Here is an 18632-nt window from a genome sequence, read left to right as displayed (position 1 = left end):
ATGGCAGCGGAGGCGGCGAAGCCTTCGGCGATGCAGCGGCTGCTCGACACCGTCGAGCGCGTCGGCAATGCGGTACCGCACCCCGTCGTCATCTTCGTGATCCTGATCGTCGCCGTGATCCTGCTCTCGGCCCTGCTCGCGCTTCTCGGCGCGCGCGTCTCTTACGACGTCTACGATGTCGAAACGGGCCAGATCGTCCGCGCGGCGACGGAAGCGCGAAGCCTGCTGACGATCGACGGCATCCGCTTCATGTACACCGGCGTTGTCGGCAACTTCATGAGCTTCCAGGCCGTCGGCGTAATCATCGTCGCGATGGTCGGCGTCGGGGTCGCCGAGGAATCGGGGCTGATCAAGGCGCTCATCCGCAAGCTCGTGGCGTCCTCCCCAGCCTGGTCGCTCTCCTACATCCTTACCCTGGTCGGCATCCTTTCCTCGATCGCGGCCGACGCGGGCTACCTCGTCGTCATCCCGCTTGCCGCGGCGGCGTTCTACAGCGTCGGCCGCCACCCTCTGGCGGGGCTCGCACTCGGCTTCGCCTCGGTGGCGTCGGCCTTCATGGTGAACTTCCTCGTCGTGCCGGTCGACGGCATCCTCGTCGGCATCACCAACGACGCGATCGCGCTCGTCGACCGCAACCGCTCCGTCGGCCTGCTCTCGAACCAGTGGTACGAGATGGCCTCGGTCATCCTGCTCACCGTGCTGATCGCGCAGCTGACCGAGCGTGTCATCGAACCGCGCCTCGGCGCCTACACGGGCGACTACAGCCTGCCGGAGGACGTGGAGGACGAGGCGGAGGTGGAGGCGAGGGGCCTTCGCTGGGCGCTCTGGGGCTTCCTCGGCGCGGTCGCCTTCATCGCGCTGATCACGCTCCCGCCCGGCGCCCCGCTGCGTGACCCGGTGAGCGGAGACATCATCGGCACCACGCCCTTCATGCAGAGCCTGATCGTCTCGATCGCGCTCATCTTCGTCGCGGCCGGCGGCGCCTATGGCTACGGCGCCGGAACGCTCGCCGACAGCGCGGCGGTCGTGGGCGCGATGCAGAAGGCGCTCGGCAGCCTCTCGGGGCTGATCCTACTCCTGCTCGTGATCAGCCAGTTCCTCGCCTTCTTCAACTACTCGAACATGGCCACCCTCGCTGCCGTCTCGCTCGCCGACGTGCTGACGGAGCTCAACCTCGATGCCCTGTGGCTGCTCATCGGCTTCATCATCGTCGTGTTCATCCTCGACCTCGTGATCACCGGCGCGATCCCGAAATGGGCGATCTTCGCGCCAATCTTCGTCCCGCTCCTGATGCGCCTCGGCGTCGAGCCCGACGCGGTGCTCGCCGCCTACCGCACGGGCGACTCGCCGATGAACGCGATCACCCCGCTCAACGCCTATTTCGCGCTCATCGTCACCTTCGCGCAGCGCTACCAGAAGGAAAGCGGGGTGGGCACGGTCATCGCGCTGATGCTTCCCTACATCGCAGCCCTCTGCGTGGTATGGACCGTGTTTTTCGCACTCTGGCACGTCTTCGGGCTGCCCTGGGGGATCTGACCTCGATGACCGACCTCATGCGCGACCGGTGCCGCGGCCGATGACGCTCGACCTCGCGCTCGTCCTCGGCCTGCTTCTGTCGGTGATCGTGATGTTCGTGATGAACGTGCCGCGGATGGATGCCGCAGCGCTGATCATGATCGTCGCCCTCCCCTTCACCGGCGTGATCACGATGAACGAGGCGATCGCCGGCTTCGCCGACCCGACGATCGTGCTGATCGCCGCGCTCTTCGTCATCGGCGAGGGGCTCGTTCGCACCGGCGTCGCGCGGAGGCTGGGCGACTGGATGTACGCCCGGGCCGGGGACAGCGAGACGAAGCTTCTCGTCCTCCTGATGCTCGCCGTGGCGGGGCTCGGCTCGCTGATGAGCTCGACCGCGGTGGTCGCGATCTTCATCCCCGTCGTTCTGCGCATCTGCCAGCAATCGGGAACGCCGCCATCGCGGCTGATGATGCCGCTCTCCTTCGCCGCGCTGATCAGCGGCATGCTCACGCTCGTCGCCACCGCGCCGAACCTCGTGGTGCATGGCGAGCTGCTGCGGCAGGGCTTCACCGGCTTCGGCTTCTTCTCGATCGCGCCGTTCGGCCTGCCCGTGCTCGTGCTTGCCATCCTCTACATGCTGGTTGCGCGCCGCTTCCTCGGCCGCGGAGAGGCAGGGGACGCCAGGACCATCCGTCGTCCGACGGTGCGCGACTGGATCGAGCAGTACGGGCTCGACGCACGCGACCACCGCGTCGGCCTCGCCCCGGGCTCGCCGCTGATCGGCCAGCGCATCGAGACGCTCGGGCTGCGCGATCGGGGGGTGAAGCTGCTTGCGGTGGAGCGGCCCCGGCGCTTCGGCATCGACATGCTGCGTGCCGCGCCGGAGCGAATGCTCCAGGAGGGCGACATCCTGCTGATCGACGTCGTGGGCGAGGACGTCGACATGGATGCGGTGCGGGCCGAATTCGGTCTCGAGCAACTCCCGCTCGACCCCGGGATCGGCTTCTTCACCGACCGCGTGCACGCGATCGGCATGGTCGAGGTTGTCGTGCCGGCCGACAGCTGGCTGGTCGGCCAGACCGTCCGCCAGGCCAAGCTGCGCGACGAGACGTCGCTGGTCGCGATCGGGATGAGGCGCGGCAGGAAGGTAATCGCAGCGCCGCTCCTCGAGGAGACGATCCAGGCCGGCGACACGCTGCTGCTCGTCGGGTTCTGGGACGATCTCAGGCGCATCCAGTCGGTGCGCAACGACCTCGTCCTGCTGAACATGCCGGCCGATCTCGACGACGTCGCCCCGGCGGCCGACCGGGCCGTGCACGCGCTCGGATCGCTCGTGCTCGTCGTCGTGCTGATGGTCACGGGCGTGGTGCCGAACGTGCAGGCCGCGCTCATCGGCTGCCTTCTGATGGGGCTGTTCGGCTGCGTGGACATGACATCCGCCTACCGGGCGATCTCGTGGAAGAGCCTGGTCCTGATCGTCGGCATGCTGCCCTTCTCGCTGGCGCTGCAGCGCACGGGCGGCGTCGATCTCGCCTCCGAGGCGCTCGTCGCGCTCGTCGGCGATGCTGGGCCGAGGGTCGTGCTCGGGCTGCTCTTCGCCGTCACGGCAGCGCTCGGTCTCTTCATCTCGAACACGGCGACGGCCGTACTGATGGCACCGGTCGCGCTCGCGCTCGCCGAGGAGCTCGGCGCCTCGCCCTATCCGTTCGCGATGATCGTCGCGCTCGCGGCTTCGACGGCGTTCATGACGCCGATCTCATCGCCCGTGAACACGCTCGTGGTGGGGCCGGGCAACTACACGTTCGGGGATTTCGTGCGGATCGGCGTCCCGTTCTCGCTCGTCGTGCTCGTGGTCAGCGTGCTGCTCGTGCCGCTGATCCTGCCGCTGTAGGGGAAGGAGGGATGGGGGAGCCAGGGAGGAGGGTCATCGGAGGCCCCGGTTTTCCTTGAGTAGGCTAGGAAACCGGGGGTCCGACCCGCGGCAGTACCTTCTCGCCGCGTTTGAGGAGCATCGCATGCAGCGGTTACGCTGGCGTTAACGGCACGCGACGGTTGCGTTGCACCGAGGCAAACAGCTGCGTCGCACGCGGCCAAGCCGCCTCAGCGGCTCCTCAGACCAAGGATATAGGCAACGAGGTCATCGGTTTCATCGCGCGTGAGGCTCAGGTCTGGCATGCGGCCGTGTGGCGTCCGCAGGAACACGTTGAGCGACATCGCGGTCGTCGAAGGCATCTCGGCGATCGAGCGAAGTGTCGGTGCCCCGTCGGTCGCCGGTCCCCGTGTCGGGCCGACGGCGTGGCAGCCCGTGCACCAACGCTCGGCGATGCGCGCGCCGGAGACGGGGTCGCCCAACGGGTCCTGCGCGGCGGCAGGCAGGGCGAGGCCAAGCGTCAGAGCCAGGATCATCCATCGCATGCGGCACGCTCCCCATAACTGGGGGCAGCTTGCCCCGGCGCGGCGAGGGGTACCTTGACCGGGATCAATCCGGCTCGGCGGCATCGCGTGCCTGCCTTCTGGTGCTCACGGCCATCTGGTCGCTGCTCACGCCAGCGTAGTCTCGGACGGCCTCTCAGAGCCCCCAGCGCCCGAAGCCCGCGACGACCGAGGTGACGAGGCCGAGAACGAGGTTGGCGGTGATGAGAATGCGGACGCGGTTGGCGGCCGCCGCTGCCGCGGGGCCTTCGCCGCGTGTCATGGCGGCGCGGAACACGGCGTAGGGGCCGAACCAGATGGCGAGGAACACCACCGCCATGACCACACCGGCGAGGTTCATGATGTGCACATGCACGCCCGCATCGCGGAACCCGCCATACCAGCCGAACAGCATCGCCCAGCCGGTGATCAGCAGGATCGGCATCGCATGCCACACGATCAGGAAGAAGCGGCGGAAAACCTGCGCGTGCAGGAGCAGCCTCTGCGCCGGCTCGAGGACGGAGAGGGACGGGCGAAGCACCAGGATGGCGAAGGCCATCCCGCCAACCCAGACGATGGCGCCAAGAAGGTGCAGGACGAACAGCGTGGTGGGGATCGTCGCCGTCATCGCCGTTCCTTTCCGAGCCAGGGCGAGAGCGAGGCGGCGAGCGCGCGAACCTCTTCTGCCGCCAGCGTGCGCGGCGCGCTCTCCGTCACGCCGAGGCCGGCAGCCATCGCCATCGCGTAGGCCGAGCGGTTGCCGAGCGAGGCTTCGAGGGCAGGGAAGGTGCCCCGAGCGATCTCGGCCTGCGCGGCGTGAAGAAGCTTCCCGCGCGCCGGGGCGCGGTTCAGCACGATCCGTGCCTCGCGCTTCTCGGCCTTGGCGAGATCGAGCGTCGGGCCGGTCGCCCAGAGGTCGAGCGGGCTCGGCTGCACCGGAACGAGCACGAGATCGGCCGCGCGCACGGCAAGCCGCGCCTCCGTCTCGGCGTGCGGGGGGCTGTCGATCAGCACCACGTCATGGTCGGCCCGGAGGCGTTCGATCTCTGAGGAGAGCCGCCAGCCAGCGGTGTCGGCGAAGGTGAGCCCCGCGGCCGCCGCGCGCGCGTGCTCCTTGCGCAGTTCGTGCCAGCGCGTGAGCGATTTCTGCGGGTCGATGTCGAGCACGGCCACCCGCCTGCGCTCGGCAAGCACGGCGGCAAGCTGGGCCGCGAGCGTCGTCTTGCCCGCGCCACCCTTCTGCTGCGCAACGGTGAGCACGATCGCTGCCATGGGGAGAGGCTAGCCTGCCGACTCGCGCGGCACCAACCATCCGAAGCGGCCCGGCCGGTAGGGGGCGGGGTCGAGCTCGGCCGTGGCACCGGTCATCAGCGCGGCGAGGAGCTTGCCGCTGCCCGCGCCCATGGTCCAGCCGAGCGGGCCGTGGCCCGTGTCGAGCCAGAGGTTGCGCACGGGGGTGCGGCCGATCAGCGGCCGTCCATCGGGGCTCATGGGGCGGAGCCCGGTCCACTGCGTTGCGCGGGCGTAGTCGCCCCCCTCGGGGAAGAGGCGCTTCAGCGCAGACAGCGTCGCATCCGCGCGACGTTGGCTCGGCGTCTTGTCCCAGCCGGCGAGCTCGAGCGTTCCCGCCGCGCGCAGCCTGTCGCCGAACCGGGCGACGTAGATCTTCGCGTGCTCGTCGACGACCGCCATGCGCGGCGCGCCGTTGCGGCCCGCGATCGGCACGGTCGAGGAATAGCCCTTGCCGGGATAGACGGGGATGCGCAGCCCGGCCGTGCGCGCAAGCTGGACAGACCAGCTTCCGGCCGCGAGGACGACCGCATCGGCCGGGAGGGTCTCGCCGCCCTCGAGCACGACGCCTGTTGCCGCCCCAGCCGTGACGACGAGGCGCTCGACCCTCGCGCCATAGCGGAACCGCACGCCGCGCGCCTCGGACGCCTCCGCGAGGCCCCGGGTGAAGAGGTGCGCATCCGCGGTCTCGCCGTCCTTGGCGAAGAGGGCGCCGGCGTAGCGCGGCGCCGCCTCGGCGAGCGCAGGCTCTGCCGTGGCGATGCCCGCGGCGTCGAGAAGCGTGGCCTCGAAGCCCGCCTCGCGAAGGCGCTTCTCCTTCCCCTCGGCAGACGCCATCTCGGCCGGCGTGGTCAGGAGCGTGATCGTGCCGAGGGTGGAGTTCTGGTCCTCGATGCCGAGCGCCTCGCGAAGCGCGGCCGTCTCCGCCCCGGAATAGCGGCAGAGTCGGCCGATCACCTCGGCGTTCGCGGCGTAGTCCCGCGCGGTGCAATTGGCGAGGAAGCGCGCGCCCCAGGACCACAGGGCCGGGTCCCACCGGAAGGGGCGGAGAAGCAGCGGCGCGTCCTCGCGGCCGAGCCATTTCAGCATCTTGCCCGGAACGTCCGGCGCCGCCCACGGGCCGGAGGCGACGGAGATGTGCCCGCCATTGGCGAAGCTCGTCTCCAGCCCCGGCCCCTCGCGCGCCTCGATCACCGTCACCTCCGCGCCGGCCGCGCGCAGGTACCAGGCGGCGGAGACACCGACGATCCCCGCGCCGAGAACGATGACGTGCATCGTCAGTTGGTGGAGAAGGGGTTGCTGAAGGCAGGCGGCCGCGCCCGCCGCGGCGGGAAGACTTCGGCGAGATAGTCGACGATCAGCTTCCGCTCATCGGGTTCGAGCGGGTTCATGTTCTGCTTCTCGACCATCCAGTCCATCAGGTCGTCCCACTGCTGCCGCGTGAAGCCGGAGCGGCGGATCACCGCCGTTGAGTGGCAGGCGGTGCAGGCATAGAAGGTCTCGTCGCGGCCATGGCCTTCGGGAAGCACGGTCGGCTCCTCCGGCTCTTCTGCCAAGGCGGGCGAGGGGGCGAGTGGGGATGCGAGAAGCATCCCCCCGACCAGCGCGGCAAGCAGGCTCCGCATCCAGCCTCAGCCCACCAGGATGGCGGCGCGGCTGACGGGGTTGCCGCCATAGCCCTGGGGGTTCCAGTTCGCCGCGGCGTGCGGCTGCATCCGGCCGTCGCTGTCGGTCGCGCGGTACCAGACCTCGAAGTAGCCGTCCGACGGCAGCTCGACCGTGCCTTCCCACCGCTGCCACGCGTATTTGTTGGCAGGCGCGGTGACCGTCATGCGCTTCCACGTCGCGCCGAAATCGACCGACACGTGCACGGCGGAGATGGTCTTCTCCCCCGCCCAGGCGGCGCCGCGGACAGGAAGCTGCCGCGTTCCCGTAGGCAGGCGGGTGCCGTTGGCGACGTTGGTCAGAACCGAGCGGACGGGCATCGACGTCATGTCGACGAAATCGGTCCCGTCATTGCGCGAGCCGGGCACGATCGGCGTGACGGGCACGCGGTAGCTCGTGCCGCCCATGCCCTGGCCGGTGTGCGGCTTGTCGAGGATGACAATGCGGGTGAGCCATTTCTGGCTGAGCGAGCCTGGCCAGCCGGGAACGATCAGCCGTACGGGCGCGCCGTTGATGTGCGGGATCGGGCCGCCATTGACCTCGAAGGCGATCAGCGTGTGCTCCTCCATCGCCTTCGCGATGACCATGCCGCGGCTGATCGCGGCCCGGTCGGTCGCGCCCGAGAGGTGCGGGTCCGCGCCGTAATGGCCGGTGTGCGAGGCCGAGGGCTTGAGCCCCGCGGCGGTGAGCACGTCCTTCAGCCGCACCCCCGTCCAGGCCGCGTTGCAGATCGCGCCGTTGCCCCACTGGTTGCCGCGCGTCTCGGGCACGAAGAAGCTCCGCCCATTGCCGCCGCACTCCATCTGCAGCTGCAGCGTCACCACCGGGAAGCGGCTGCGCAGCTCGCCGACGGTGAGCTCGATGGGCGTGTTCACCTCGCCCTCGATGCGGATCTTCCAGGCATCGGGGTTCGCGGCAGGCTCGGGGATCTGGCCATTGTTGCGGATGAAGATGCGGTTGTTCGGCGTGACCGCGTCGTCGAGAAGCGTCTCGGGCGTCTCGCCGACGAGCGGGCGGTCACCCTGCAGGATCAGCGGGTCCTTGCCGGGGAATTCGAGCATGCGCGGGCCGGCCTGACCGCCTTGCGCGAGCGCCGCCGGAACGAGCCCCGCAGGCATCCTCGAGGAGAAGGGGATCGCGGCGCCGATGGCCGCCCCCATCGTCGCGAGCGAGACGCCCTTCAAGGCGCCGCGGCGGCGGAACACCAGCGCATCGGCGCGCTCGGCGTCGTCGGCGTAGAGTTCGGCGAGGCTCCGCTCGCGCGTTCCGGACCTGATCATGGCATCCTCCCGACATGGCGTTCGTGTCGGTGCAAGCGTTGCACGGGCGCGGCGGATCGGAAAGGAGGATGTCATCGCGGCTGCGAAGATAGAGCCGGGCGTGCCGCCGTCCTGCGCGGTGCTGACGCCCGAGGAGATGGGCCGGGCGGACCGTGCGGCGATCGAAGGCGGCATTCCTGGTTTCGCCCTGATGCGCAATGCCGGGCGGGCCGTCGCGCGCGCCATCCTCGCGCGGTTCCGGCCCTGCCGCGTCGCGGTGCTCTGCGGTCCTGGGAACAATGGCGGCGACGGGTTCGTCGTTGCGGCCGAGCTTGCAGCGCGCGGCTGGCCCGTCCGCCTCGCCCTGCTCGGCGAACCGGCGGCGCTTACGGGCGATGCCGCAGAGGCGGCCGCGCTGTGGGATGGCCCTGTGCTGCCCCTCTCCCCCGCCGTGCTCGAGGGCGCGGGCCTCGTCGTCGATGCGATCTTCGGCGCCGGTCTCGCGCGGCCCGTCACCGGTGCTGCGGCGGAGACGCTCTCCGCCTGGGCGGGCCTGCCCATTGTCGCGATCGACCTGCCTTCGGGCGTCTCGGGCCTCACCGGGCAGGTCCTCGGCGTCGCCCCTCGGGCGGCGCTCACCGTCACCTTCTTTCGCCTCAAGCCCGGGCACCTCCTCCTGCCGGGGCGGCTCCATTGCGGCGAGACGCTCGTCGCCGAGATCGGCATTCCCGCCTCGGTTCTGGACACCATCCGCCCCACCGCCGCCCGGAACGGCCCCGACCTCTGGCGCGACGTGCTGCCTCGTCGCCGCGAGACGGACAGCAAGTATGCCCGCGGGCACCTCACCATCATCGGCGGCACGGCGATGACCGGCGCAGCGCGGCTTGCGGCTGCCTCTGCCCGGCGCGTCGGCGCGGGGCTCGTGACCATCGCTGCGGGCGATGCCGCCTCTGCCGCGACCTACCGCGCCGCGGAGCCTGGCGTGATCGTCTCGGAGGCACCGGTGAGCTCGCTTCTCGAGGATGAGCGGCGCCGAACCTGGCTGGTCGGCCCAGGGCTCGGCCGGGGCGCGCGCACGAGCGAGGCGCTCGCCGCGCTGCTCGCTTCCGGTCGATCCGTGATCGTGGACGCGGATGGGCTCTCGGTCTGCGAAGGCCGGCCGGACGCGCTTCGGGGTGCTGCGCTGCTCACGCCCCATGCGGGCGAGTTCGCCCGGGTGTTCGGCCCCGTCGGTGACGACAAGCCCGACGCCGCACGCCGCGCCGCCGCGGCGACCGGGGCCGTGGTGCTTCTGAAGGGTGCAGACACGGTGATCGCCGCACCGGACGGGCGCGTGGCGATCGACGCTGCCGCACCGCCCGACCTCGCCACAGCAGGCACGGGAGACGTGCTCGCCGGCGCCGCCTCGGGGCTGATCGCGCAGGGGATGGAGGCTTTCCCGGCCGCCTGTGCTGCCGCCTGGGCGATGGGCGAGGCGGCGCGCCGCGTCGGGGCCGGTCTGATCGCTGAGGACCTTCCGCCCCTGCTGCCGCGGGCGCTTGCTGCGCTATAGTGCCGGTCGGCCAAAGGAGTTCGCATGGAAACCGCTGCCTCGGCAGGCTTGTTCGACCGCGCACTGAAGCGGCTGCTGGAGGCTTGGCGTGACGTCGCCGGCGGGGCGGACGACGAGGAGATCGGCGCGCAGATGCGTGCCTGCCTCGAGGCGAAGGGCGGCGAGGTATCGGCCCGGGCGCGGTCGGCGCGGCTGGCCCAGGCCTATCTCGCGGCCGATGCGGAGGGCAAGGCGGCCTTCCTGCGCACGCTCGCCGGGTTCGACAGCGACCCCGAGGAGGTCGCCCGCGCCGTCGAGGCCCTGCGCGCTGCAGGCGAGGACAAGACGGCGGCGGCGCAGGCGAGGATGCAGCTTCGCCGTGCGCTGGAGGCGCCGCGCGCGCGTCTCGTCACGCAGTTCACCTCCATCCCAGAGGGCGTAAAGTTCGTCGTCGACCTGCGTGCCGCGCTGCTGCAACTCGCCAAGAAGGACCCGGCGCTCGGCGCGCTCGAGGCCGACATGCGCGCGCTCCTCGCCGCCTGGTTCGACGTGGGCTTCCTCGAGCTGCGTCGGATCGACTGGCACAGCCCCGCCCATCTTCTCGAAAAGCTCGTGGGTTACGAGGCCGTGCATGAGATCCGCGGCTGGCGCGACCTCAAGAACCGCCTCGACAGCGACCGTCGCTGCTACGCCTTCTTCCACCCCCGCATGCCCGACGAGCCGTTGATCTTCGTCGAGATTGCGCTCGTGAAGGGGCTCGCGGGAGACGTGCGCGCGCTGCTCGACGAGAAGGCCCCGGTGGGTGACCCGCGCGCGGCGGACACCGCGATCTTCTACTCGATCTCCAACTGCCAGCAGGGCCTCGGCGGGATCAGCTTCGGCAACTTCCTGATCAAGCGGGTCGTCGATGTGCTGTCAGCGGAATTCCAGAACATCAAGACCTTCGCGACACTTTCTCCCATTCCAGGGTTCCGCCGCTGGCTCGAGGCGGCAGCCTCCGACGAGGCGCTTCTGAGCCCGGACGAGCGGGCCGGCCTTGCCGAGGCACTCGGCGGCGGCGAGTCCGAGACCCCCGCGCCACTGGCTGCGCTGCTGGCGCGCAAAGCCTGGCATCGCGATGCCGGGCTGGTCGGGGCGGTCAAGCCGGTGCTGCTCAGGCTCTGCGCCCGCTACCTTCTCGTCGAGAGCGCGGAGGGTCGCGGCGGGGCCTCGAAGCGGGCGCGTGATCCCGTGGCGCATTTCCACCTGTCGAATGGCGCACAGGCGGAACGCCTGAATTGGATGGCTGATAGGTCGGAAAAGGGGCTGCGCGAGAGCCTCGGTCTCATGGTCAATTACCTCTACGATCGGGAGTCGATCGAAGGGAACCACGAGGCCTATGTGGGCCAGGGCAAGCGCGCCGCCTCGACAGCGATGAGGCGGCTGTCGCGCGGCTGGTCCTGAGGCGGCAAGCCGGGAGAGAACACACCATGGCACCGGAGGGGATCGCAGGCCGCGCCGCGGCAGGTCCGGGCGAGGACGAGGCGCATCTGGCCATGCTGCGCCGGCTCGAGCAGAGGATCCTCTGGCTCGCCGCCTGGACCATCCACCACGCAAACCATGTCCGCCCCTCGCGCGACGGGCTGAAGGTCGGCGGCCACCAGGCCTCCTGCGCCTCCGTCGCGACGCTGATGACCGCGCTCTATCTCGACATCCTCCGCCCGGAGGACCGCGTCGCGGTGAAGCCCCATGCCGGGCCGGTGTTCCACGCGATCCAGTACCTGCTGGGGCGGACGACACGCGAGCGGCTCGAGGGGTTCCGCGAGTTCGGCGGCACCCAGCCCTATCCGAGCCGGACCAAGGATGGCGGGGACGTCGATTTCTCCACGGGCTCGGTCGGGCTCGGGGTGGCGATCACGAACTTCGCCGCGCTCGTGCAGGACTATGTGCGGCTCAAGGGCCTCACGCCCCAGGGCTCGCGGCCGGGGCGGATGGTCGCCGTCGTCGGCGATGCCGAGCTCGACGAGGGCAACATCTACGAGGCGCTTCTCGAAAGCTGGAAGCACGACATCCAGGATGTGTGGTGGTTGATCGACTACAACCGCCAGAGCCTTGATTCCATTGTCCCGGACAGGTTGTTCCATCGCATCGAGGGCCTGTTCCGCGACATGCGCTGGGATGTCGTGACCCTGAAATACGGCCGGCGCCTCGAGGCCGCCTTCGCCCAGCCAGGCGGCGAGGCACTGCGCGCCTGGATTGATGACTGCCCGAACTCCGTCTATTCCGCGCTCACCTTCCAGGGCGGCGCGGCCTGGCGCGAGGCGCTCGAGGCCGATCTCGGGCGTGACCGTCGCCTCAAGGCGCTGATCGACCCGCTTGCGGATGGCGAGCTTGCGGGGCTGATGACCAATCTCGGCGGGCACGACATGGCGACGGTCCTCTCCGCCATGCGCCAGGCCGCCGCCGCGCCGCGCCCGACCGCCTTCATCGCCTACACGATCAAGGGCATGGGCCTGCCGCTCGCGGGCCACAAGGACAACCATGCCGGGCTGATGACGGTCGAGCAGATGGAAACCTTCCGGTCCCAGCTCGGCATCGCGCCGGGCGACGAGTGGGAGGCCTTCGCAGGGCTCGACCCCGACGCGGCGGCGGAAGCCCGCGCCTTCCTGCGCTCGGTTCCCTTCGCCGCGCCGCTGTCCGGGGAGGGCGAGACGAAGGGGCGTCGCCGCGTCGCCCCGCCCGTGCCCGTGCCCGACGTCCTTCCCGAGCCCCGCCGTGCGGCAGGCCGGAAGATGTCCACCCAAGAGGCCTTTGGCCAGATCCTCTCCGAGATCGGGCGAGGCCAGGGGGAGCTCGCGCCGCTGGCTTCGCGCATCGTCACGACGAGCCCGGACGTGACGGTCTCGACAAGCCTCGGGCCCTGGGTGAACCGCCGCGGCGTGTTCAGCCGGCACCGTCGCAACGACGTGTTCCGTGACCAGAAGGTGGCCTCCGCCCAGAAATGGGTGATGACCCCGGACGGCCAGCACATGGAGCTCGGCATCGCCGAGCAGAACCTGTTCCTGCTTCTGGCCGCCGCAGGACTTTCGCACGATCTCAATGGCGTGCGGCTCATTCCTGTGGGCACGGTGTATGACACCTTCGTCCAGCGCGGCCTCGATGCGCTGTTCTACGGCTGCTACCAGGACGCGCGCTTCCTGCTCGTCTCGACGCCTTCGGGCATCACGCTCGCGCCCGAGGGCGGGCAGCACCAGTCGGTCTACACGCCCCTGATCGGCATCGGGCAGGACAGGCTCGCCTTCTACGAGCCAGCCCATGCGGACGAGCTCGGCGTGCTGATGGCGTATGCCTTCCGCCACATGCAGGCGCCGGACGGGTCATCCGTGTGGCTTCGCCTCTCGACGCGACCGCTCGTCCAGCCCGAGCGGACGCTCGGCGAGGCGGAGAAGGCGGCCATCATCGCGGGCGCCTATTGGCGCGTGCCGCCGGCTGAGGGGGCGGGCCTCGCCATCGCCTATGAGGGGCCGGTGGCGGAGGAGGCCGAGGCGGCGCATGCAGCGCTCGCCGAGGAGGTTCCGGGCCTGGGGCTTCTCGCCGTCACCTCGCCGGACCGGCTGCACGCCGAGTGGCTCTCGGCCTGCCGGGCGCGGCGCGAGGGCAGGGCGGTGCGGTCGCACATCGAGACGCTTCTCGCCCCGCTCGCCCCCGATGCCGGGCTGGTGACCGTGCTCGACGGCCATCCCGCCGCGCTCGCCTGGCTCGGCGCCGTGCGCGGGCAGCGAATCCAGGCCCTCGGCGTGGACCGGTTCGGCCAGACCGGAGACATCCCCGCGCTCTACCGCGCCTACGGGCTGGATACGGACGCGATCCTCGACGCAGCGGCCGCCGCCCTGCTCGGCTAAGCCGGCCGAGGGTGGTCATGCCGTCCGGAGCGTCCGCATCGCGTCGGCGATCGCGGCGACGTCGCGGTCGCCGTTGTAGCCGTGGAAGCTGAAGCGGACGCGCCCGCGCCCGCCCCAGGCAAGGATGCCGAAGCGATCCTCTAGCGCAGCGACGAGGGCATCGGCATCGGGCAGCGCAACGCAGACGCTCGCGCCGTGCTCCGCCGGGTTCCCCGGCGTCGTGACGGGAAGGCCGAGCCCGGCGAAGTGCGCGAGAAGCGAGGTTGTCAGCCCCTGCACATGCGCCTGGACCCGGGCCGGCTCGAAGCCCGCGAGATACTCGAGTGCGGAGACGAGGACGTAGAGCGAGGCGTGGGCGGGGTTGCCGCGCGTCATCCGCATCGCATCCGGCTTCAGCCTCGGCCGCGCCTGGTAGTCGGGCTGGCCCATGCCGTCGATCGAGAACCAGCCTCCGGTCCTCGGCTGCCAGTCCGGCTGACGGTCGCGGTTCCAGTAGGCGATGGCCGTGCCGGTCATGCCGAGAAGCCACTTGTAGGTCGCGGAGAAGGCGAAATCGGCCGGTCCCGCCTCGAGCGGCATGTAGCCGGCTGCCTGGGTGTGATCCACAACAAGCATCGCGCCCACGCCGTCCGCGACGCGCCGGAGTGCGGCGAGGTCGTAGCGCCTCCCGTGCAGGTAGGAGACATGGCTGACGGCGAGCAGCCGCGTTCCCTCATCGACCACGCGGGCAACCGCGTCCGGGTCATGCATCGGGGCAAAGCGAACCTTCACGCCCTCGGGCAGGGCAAGCCGCAGCGGCACGACGAGCGAGGGATACTCCGACGCATCGACGCAGACCGACTGGCCGGCGCGCCAGTCGAAGCTCTCGACCAGGAGCGACATTCCTTCGGCAACAGAGGAGACGAAGCCGATGCTCTCTCGCGCGACGCCGAACAGCGCGGCCGAGAGGTCGCGCGCGCGCTCGACCATCGCGTCCTGCGCGATGCGCCCGCGCGGGCCGCGGCTCTTGTCCTCGGCGTAGCGCTGGAAGGCCTGGTCGTGGCGGAGCAGGAACGCGGTTTCCCCGCCCGCGCAGACATGGGTGATGCCGTCTCTCAGGCGGAAATCGGCGGTATCGAACAGAGGGGGCGACATCGAGGAGGACCGTGCTCCGGCGTTCCGGGTGGGAGCGATCCGGCCGGAGCGTCCGCCATCTTCGCCTGCCCGACAAGCGAGCGCGCGAGGGCGGGCTTGCGGCCCGTCGTCGCCTGGGCTGCATTGCTCGGCGTGGGGTGTCGCGCGCGGTTGCGCGGAAGCGCGATCAAGGCTACATGCGCGGCCTCTCGGGCGGCTCCGCCGCGCCGGCGATGGCGCATGCGGAGCAACCCGCACCGGGCCGGGCGCGGGCGTGGCGGAACTGGCAGACGCGCCGGATTTAGGTTCCGGTGACGCAAGTCGTGGGGGTTCAAATCCCTCCGCCCGCACCAGGCCAGAACACCCCGCGCCAGCCAAGGCGCGGGCCGACGGAAAGTACACGGACGATGCAGGTCACCGAGAAATCTGCCGAGGGATTGAAGCGCGCCTACGCGGTGGTGCTGCCGGCGGCCACGCTCGCCGAGCGGCGTGACGCGCGGCTCGCCGAGATCGGGCGCGACCTCCGCCTTCCCGGCTTCCGCCCGGGCAAGGTTCCGGCTGCCATCGTCAAGCAGCGCTTCGGCGGCTCGATCATGGGCGAGGTGCTCGAGAAGAGCCTCGACGAGGCCGCCCGCACCCTGGTGACCGAGCGTGGCCTGAAGCCCGCCCTTCAGCCGAAGGTCGAGATCGTGAACTGGTCCGAGGGTGCGGATCTCGAGTTCAACCTCGACATCGAAGTGCTGCCCGAGATCGCGCTTCCCGACCTCAAGGCGATCGCCATCGAGAAGCTCGTCGCCACCCCCGCGGAGAGCGAGGTGGAGGCCAGGCTCGGCGAGATCGCCAAGCGGCACCGCAATTCCGAGCCGGTCGAGGAGGCTCGCCCCGCCGCGGCCGGCGACCTGCTGGTGGTCGATTTCGTCGGCAAGATCGACGGCAAGCCCTTCCGCGGTGGCTCGGCCAACGACATGGAGGTCGAGGTCGGCGGCCCGGGCTTCGTGCCGGGCTTCACCGAGGGGCTCGTCGGGCTTTCGGTGGGCGAGACCAAGGACATGGACGTGTCCTTCCCCGCCGACTACGTCGCGACAGACCTCGCCGGCAAGACGGCGACCTTCACGGTGACCGGCAAGGCACTCCGCCGGGCCATCCCGTCCGAGGCGAATGACGAGCTTGCCAAGAAGCACGGCTTCGAGACGCTCCAGGCCATGAAGGACGCGATCCGCGGCGCGATCCAGCGCGAGTACGACCAGATGAGCCGGATGCGCATCAAGCGCACCCTGCTCGACAGGCTCGCAGAGCTTGCGACCTTCCCCGTGCCGGACGGCATGGTCGAGGGCGAGTTCGGCGCGATCTGGCAGCGCGTCGAGCAGGACCTGAAGGAGGGCCGGCTCGACGACGCGGACAAGGGCAAGGACGAGGAGACGCTGAAGGCCGAGTACCGCGCGATCGCCGAGCGGCGCGTGCGGCTGGGGCTGCTCCTTGCCGAGTTGGGTCGGGCGAACAATCTCTCCGTCAGCGAGGACGAGCTGAAGCGGGCGGTGATCGCCGAGGCGCAGCGTTATCCCGGGCAGGAGCGGAAGGTCGTCGAGTTCTACCAGCAGAACCCGCAGGCGATCGAACGCTTCCGCGCGCCGCTCTTCGAGGAGAAGGCGATCGACTTCGTGCTCGAGCTCGCGACCGTGACCGAGAAGACCGTGACCCCTGAGGAGCTTGCCAAGGAACCCGAGGCCGCCTGAGCGGCCGCGCGGTGCCTGCTCCCGAGGGGCGGTGAGGAAGGAAGGACGACGACAGACGATGCCCGAGCGCGACCCGTTCGAGATCTACAGCAACACGCTCGTGCCGATGGTGGTCGAGCAGACCGCGCGCGGCGAGCGGGCCTTCGACATCTATTCGCGCCTCCTGAAGGAGCGGATCATCTTCCTTACCGGCCAGGTGCATGACGGCGTCTCGAGCCTGATCTGCGCCCAGCTCCTGTTCCTCGAGAGCGAGAACCCGAACAAGGACATCGCCTTCTACATCAACAGCCCCGGCGGGGTGGTAACCTCCGGCCTCGCGATCTACGACACGATGCAGTACATCCGCAGCCCCGTGAGCACGGTCTGCATCGGGCAGGCCGCGTCGATGGGGAGCCTGCTGCTCGCCTCCGGTGCTGCAGGCAAGCGCTACTGCCTGCCGAACAGCCGCGTGATGGTGCACCAGCCCTCCGGCGGCGCCCAGGGCCAGGCGACCGACATCGAGATCCAGGCGCGCGAGATCCTTGCCGTCCGGGCGCGGCTGAACCAGATCTACGTGAAGCATACCGGGCAGAGCCTCGAGAAGATCGAGCAGACGCTGGAGCGTGACCGCTTCATGTCCGCCGAGGAGGCCAAGGAGTTCGGCATCGTCGACCAGGTGGTCGAGAGCCGGCCGCTCCCGGAGTCAGAGAAGAAGTAGCACCGCCTCCCAGGCCAAGGCTGAAATACGCCCCAAGCGCAGCCAAGGTGGCGGCCCGGCGCCCGGATCCGGGCCGGGCCGGCCGTGGAGGCTCGCTTGTGCCCCCCTGGCGAGGGGCGTAAGCTACAACCCGTAGGCGCCGCACCGAGCGCGGGAGCGAGCATGAGCAAGTCTGGCGACTCGAAGAACACCTTGTACTGCTCGTTCTGCGGCAAGTCGCAGCACGAGGTCCGCAAATTGATCGCGGGCCCGACCGTGTTCATCTGCGACGAGTGCGTCGAGCTGTGCATGGACATCATTCGCGAGGAGCACAAGACGCACCTCGTGAAGACGCGTGACGGCATTCCGACGCCGCGCGAGATCTGCAAGGTCCTCGACGACTACGTCATCGGGCAGGATCACGCCAAGCGGGTGCTCTCCGTCGCGGTCCACAACCATTACAAGCGACTCTCGCACGCCCAGAAGAACAACGACGTCGAGATCGCCAAGTCGAACATCATGCTGATCGGCCCGACCGGCTCGGGCAAGACGCTGCTCGCCCAGACGCTCGCACGCATCCTCGACGTGCCGTTCACGATGGCGGATGCGACGACGCTGACCGAGGCGGGCTATGTCGGCGAGGATGTCGAGAACATCATCCTGAAGCTTCTCCAGGCGGCCGACTACAATGTCGAGCGGGCGCAGCGCGGCATCGTCTACATCGACGAGGTCGACAAGATCAGCCGCAAGTCCGACAACCCCTCGATCACCCGCGACGTGTCGGGCGAGGGCGTGCAGCAGGCCCTGCTCAAGATCATGGAAGGCACGGTGGCCTCCGTTCCGCCGCAGGGCGGCCGCAAGCACCCGCAGCAGGAGTTCCTGCAGGTCGACACGACCAACATCCTGTTCATCTGCGGCGGCGCCTTCGCCGGCCTCGAGCGGATCATCTCCTCCCGCGGCAAGGGCACCGCGATCGGCTTCGGCGCCGATGTGCGCAGCCCAGAGGACCGTCGCACCGGCCAGGTGCTTCGCGAGGTCGAGCCCGAGGACCTGCTGAAGTTCGGGCTGATCCCGGAGTTCATCGGCCGCCTCCCGGTCGTCGCGACCCTCGAGGACCTCGACGAGGGGGCGCTGATCGACATCCTCACCAAGCCGAAGAACGCTCTGGTGAAGCAGTATGCGCGGCTCTTCGAGATGGAGGGGGTGAAGCTCACCTTCACGGAGGACGCTCTGCGGACCGTGGCGCAGCGGGCGATCGCGCGCAAAACGGGTGCGCGCGGCCTCCGGTCGATCATGGAAGGCATCCTGCTCGGCACGATGTTCGACCTTCCCGGCCTCGACGGGGTGGACGAGACGGTGATCAACCGCGAGGTGGCCGAGGGGCGCTCGGCGCCGCTCTTCATCTACGGCGAGCGCCGGGGCGAGGCGACCACCAGCGCCTGAGACGCCGCGGCCGCGCCGCCCTGGCCGGGTCGGACCACCCCGGCGTCCAGGCCGGCACCGCGTGGCCGCCCCTCCCACAGGGCATCGCTGGCGAGAAGGCGGGGCTGGCGG

Annotated in this window: 15 protein-coding genes and 1 tRNA gene; 9 read left to right on the top strand and 7 right to left on the bottom strand. The window is 70.0% G+C overall.

The window, feature by feature from the left end; translation table 11 throughout:
- Together FIF60_RS13980 and FIF60_RS13975 are read left to right on the top strand one after the other, a co-directional pair.
- Nucleotides 1–1536, top strand: a complete 1536-nt coding sequence (locus FIF60_RS13980) for an AbgT family transporter (RefSeq protein WP_144186705.1) — start codon at nucleotides 1–3, stop codon at nucleotides 1534–1536.
- Between the two features lie 40 nt (nucleotides 1537–1576).
- Nucleotides 1577–3409, top strand: a complete 1833-nt coding sequence (locus tag FIF60_RS13975; RefSeq protein WP_144186704.1) for an SLC13 family permease — start codon at nucleotides 1577–1579, stop codon at nucleotides 3407–3409.
- A 209-nt stretch (nucleotides 3410–3618) separates the two neighbouring features.
- Here FIF60_RS13975 and FIF60_RS13970 read toward each other — a convergent pair whose 3' ends face one another.
- From FIF60_RS13970 to FIF60_RS13945, 6 genes are all read right to left on the bottom strand, one after another.
- Complete coding sequence (locus FIF60_RS13970; RefSeq protein ID WP_144186703.1) at nucleotides 3619–3933, bottom strand: c-type cytochrome; 315 nt, start codon at nucleotides 3931–3933, stop codon at nucleotides 3619–3621.
- A gap of 154 nt (nucleotides 3934–4087) precedes the next feature.
- A complete protein-coding gene (locus FIF60_RS13965) occupies nucleotides 4088–4558 on the bottom strand; it encodes a CopD family protein (protein WP_144186702.1) in 471 nt (156 codons plus the stop codon).
- Entirely contained in the window at nucleotides 4555–5202 is a 648-nt protein-coding gene (gene parA / locus FIF60_RS13960; RefSeq protein ID WP_144186701.1) for a ParA family partition ATPase, read from the bottom strand. The genes FIF60_RS13965 and parA overlap by 4 nt, the downstream gene beginning before the upstream one ends.
- A gap of 9 nt (nucleotides 5203–5211) precedes the next feature.
- Nucleotides 5212–6495 carry a D-amino acid dehydrogenase gene (locus FIF60_RS13955; protein ID WP_144186700.1) on the bottom strand — a complete coding sequence of 428 codons (1284 nt, stop codon included), beginning with the start codon at nucleotides 6493–6495 and terminating at the stop codon, nucleotides 5212–5214.
- A 2-nt stretch (nucleotides 6496–6497) separates the two neighbouring features.
- Nucleotides 6498–6845 (bottom strand): aldehyde dehydrogenase, encoded by a 348-nt coding sequence (locus FIF60_RS13950; protein ID WP_144186699.1) that lies wholly within the window; start codon nucleotides 6843–6845, stop codon nucleotides 6498–6500.
- Between the two features lie 6 nt (nucleotides 6846–6851).
- Nucleotides 6852–8165, bottom strand: coding sequence for a sulfite oxidase (locus FIF60_RS13945; RefSeq protein WP_144186698.1), 1314 nt, complete (start codon nucleotides 8163–8165; stop codon nucleotides 6852–6854).
- On the opposite strand from FIF60_RS13945, the gene FIF60_RS13940 reads away from it, so the two are divergent.
- From FIF60_RS13940 to FIF60_RS13930, 3 genes are read left to right on the top strand one after another with little or no spacing between them, the layout of a single operon-like run.
- Nucleotides 8164–9696 (top strand): NAD(P)H-hydrate dehydratase, encoded by a 1533-nt coding sequence (locus FIF60_RS13940; RefSeq protein ID WP_144186697.1) that lies wholly within the window; start codon nucleotides 8164–8166, stop codon nucleotides 9694–9696. The two genes, FIF60_RS13945 and FIF60_RS13940, sit on opposite strands and share 2 nt — an antisense overlap.
- Nucleotides 9697–9720: 24 nt before the next feature.
- Complete coding sequence (locus FIF60_RS13935; RefSeq protein ID WP_144186696.1) at nucleotides 9721–11118, top strand: malonyl-CoA decarboxylase; 1398 nt, start codon at nucleotides 9721–9723, stop codon at nucleotides 11116–11118.
- Nucleotides 11119–11144: 26 nt separating this feature from the next.
- Entirely contained in the window at nucleotides 11145–13556 is a 2412-nt protein-coding gene (locus tag FIF60_RS13930) for a transketolase (RefSeq protein WP_408869870.1), read from the top strand.
- 15 nt (nucleotides 13557–13571) lie between these two features.
- Here the strand turns inward: FIF60_RS13930 and FIF60_RS13925 are convergent, their stop codons facing one another.
- A complete protein-coding gene (locus FIF60_RS13925; RefSeq protein ID WP_144186695.1) occupies nucleotides 13572–14690 on the bottom strand; it encodes an aminotransferase class V-fold PLP-dependent enzyme in 1119 nt (372 codons plus the stop codon).
- Between the two features lie 247 nt (nucleotides 14691–14937).
- Between FIF60_RS13925 and FIF60_RS13920 the strand changes: the two genes are divergently transcribed.
- From FIF60_RS13920 to clpX, 4 genes are all read left to right on the top strand, one after another.
- Nucleotides 14938–15022, top strand: a tRNA-Leu gene (locus tag FIF60_RS13920).
- 54 nt (nucleotides 15023–15076) lie between these two features.
- Nucleotides 15077–16402 (top strand): trigger factor, encoded by a 1326-nt coding sequence (gene tig / locus FIF60_RS13915; RefSeq protein WP_144186694.1) that lies wholly within the window; start codon nucleotides 15077–15079, stop codon nucleotides 16400–16402.
- 58 nt (nucleotides 16403–16460) lie between these two features.
- The gene (gene clpP / locus FIF60_RS13910; protein ID WP_144186693.1) at nucleotides 16461–17099 is read left to right on the top strand and encodes an ATP-dependent Clp endopeptidase proteolytic subunit ClpP; all 639 of its coding nucleotides are present in this window, start codon (nucleotides 16461–16463) and stop codon (nucleotides 17097–17099) included.
- A 162-nt stretch (nucleotides 17100–17261) separates the two neighbouring features.
- Nucleotides 17262–18521 carry an ATP-dependent Clp protease ATP-binding subunit ClpX gene (gene clpX, locus FIF60_RS13905; RefSeq protein WP_144186692.1) on the top strand — a complete coding sequence of 420 codons (1260 nt, stop codon included), beginning with the start codon at nucleotides 17262–17264 and terminating at the stop codon, nucleotides 18519–18521.
- Nucleotides 18522–18632: the final 111 nt, after the last annotated feature.

The organism is Elioraea rosea (assembly GCF_007644105.1).
GTDB classification, from domain to species: Bacteria; Pseudomonadota; Alphaproteobacteria; order Acetobacterales; family Acetobacteraceae; genus Elioraea_A; species Elioraea_A rosea.
This window is presented reverse-complemented; position numbering and strand designations above follow the sequence as displayed.

Bases quoted from the DNA above. Each gene is read 5' to 3' on its own strand.
- FIF60_RS13980 (WP_144186705.1), top strand. From the start codon at position 1: ATGGCAGCGGAGGCGGCGAAGCCTTCGGCGATGCAGCGGCTGCTCGAC.
- FIF60_RS13975 (WP_144186704.1), top strand. From the start codon at position 1,577: ATGACGCTCGACCTCGCGCTCGTCCTCGGCCTGCTTCTGTCGGTGATC.
- FIF60_RS13970 (WP_144186703.1), bottom strand. From the start codon at position 3,933: ATGCGATGGATGATCCTGGCTCTGACGCTTGGCCTCGCCCTGCCTGCC.
- FIF60_RS13965 (WP_144186702.1), bottom strand. From the start codon at position 4,558: ATGACGGCGACGATCCCCACCACGCTGTTCGTCCTGCACCTTCTTGGC.
- parA (WP_144186701.1), bottom strand. From the start codon at position 5,202: ATGGCAGCGATCGTGCTCACCGTTGCGCAGCAGAAGGGTGGCGCGGGC.
- FIF60_RS13955 (WP_144186700.1), bottom strand. From the start codon at position 6,495: ATGCACGTCATCGTTCTCGGCGCGGGGATCGTCGGTGTCTCCGCCGCC.
- FIF60_RS13950 (WP_144186699.1), bottom strand. From the start codon at position 6,845: ATGCGGAGCCTGCTTGCCGCGCTGGTCGGGGGGATGCTTCTCGCATCC.
- FIF60_RS13940 (WP_144186697.1), top strand. From the start codon at position 8,164: ATGGCATCCTCCCGACATGGCGTTCGTGTCGGTGCAAGCGTTGCACGG.
- FIF60_RS13945 (WP_144186698.1), bottom strand. From the start codon at position 8,165: ATGATCAGGTCCGGAACGCGCGAGCGGAGCCTCGCCGAACTCTACGCC.
- FIF60_RS13935 (WP_144186696.1), top strand. From the start codon at position 9,721: ATGGAAACCGCTGCCTCGGCAGGCTTGTTCGACCGCGCACTGAAGCGG.
- FIF60_RS13930 (WP_408869870.1), top strand. From the start codon at position 11,145: ATGGCACCGGAGGGGATCGCAGGCCGCGCCGCGGCAGGTCCGGGCGAG.
- FIF60_RS13925 (WP_144186695.1), bottom strand. From the start codon at position 14,690: ATGTCGCCCCCTCTGTTCGATACCGCCGATTTCCGCCTGAGAGACGGC.
- tig (WP_144186694.1), top strand. From the start codon at position 15,077: ATGCAGGTCACCGAGAAATCTGCCGAGGGATTGAAGCGCGCCTACGCG.
- clpP (WP_144186693.1), top strand. From the start codon at position 16,461: ATGCCCGAGCGCGACCCGTTCGAGATCTACAGCAACACGCTCGTGCCG.
- clpX (WP_144186692.1), top strand. From the start codon at position 17,262: ATGAGCAAGTCTGGCGACTCGAAGAACACCTTGTACTGCTCGTTCTGC.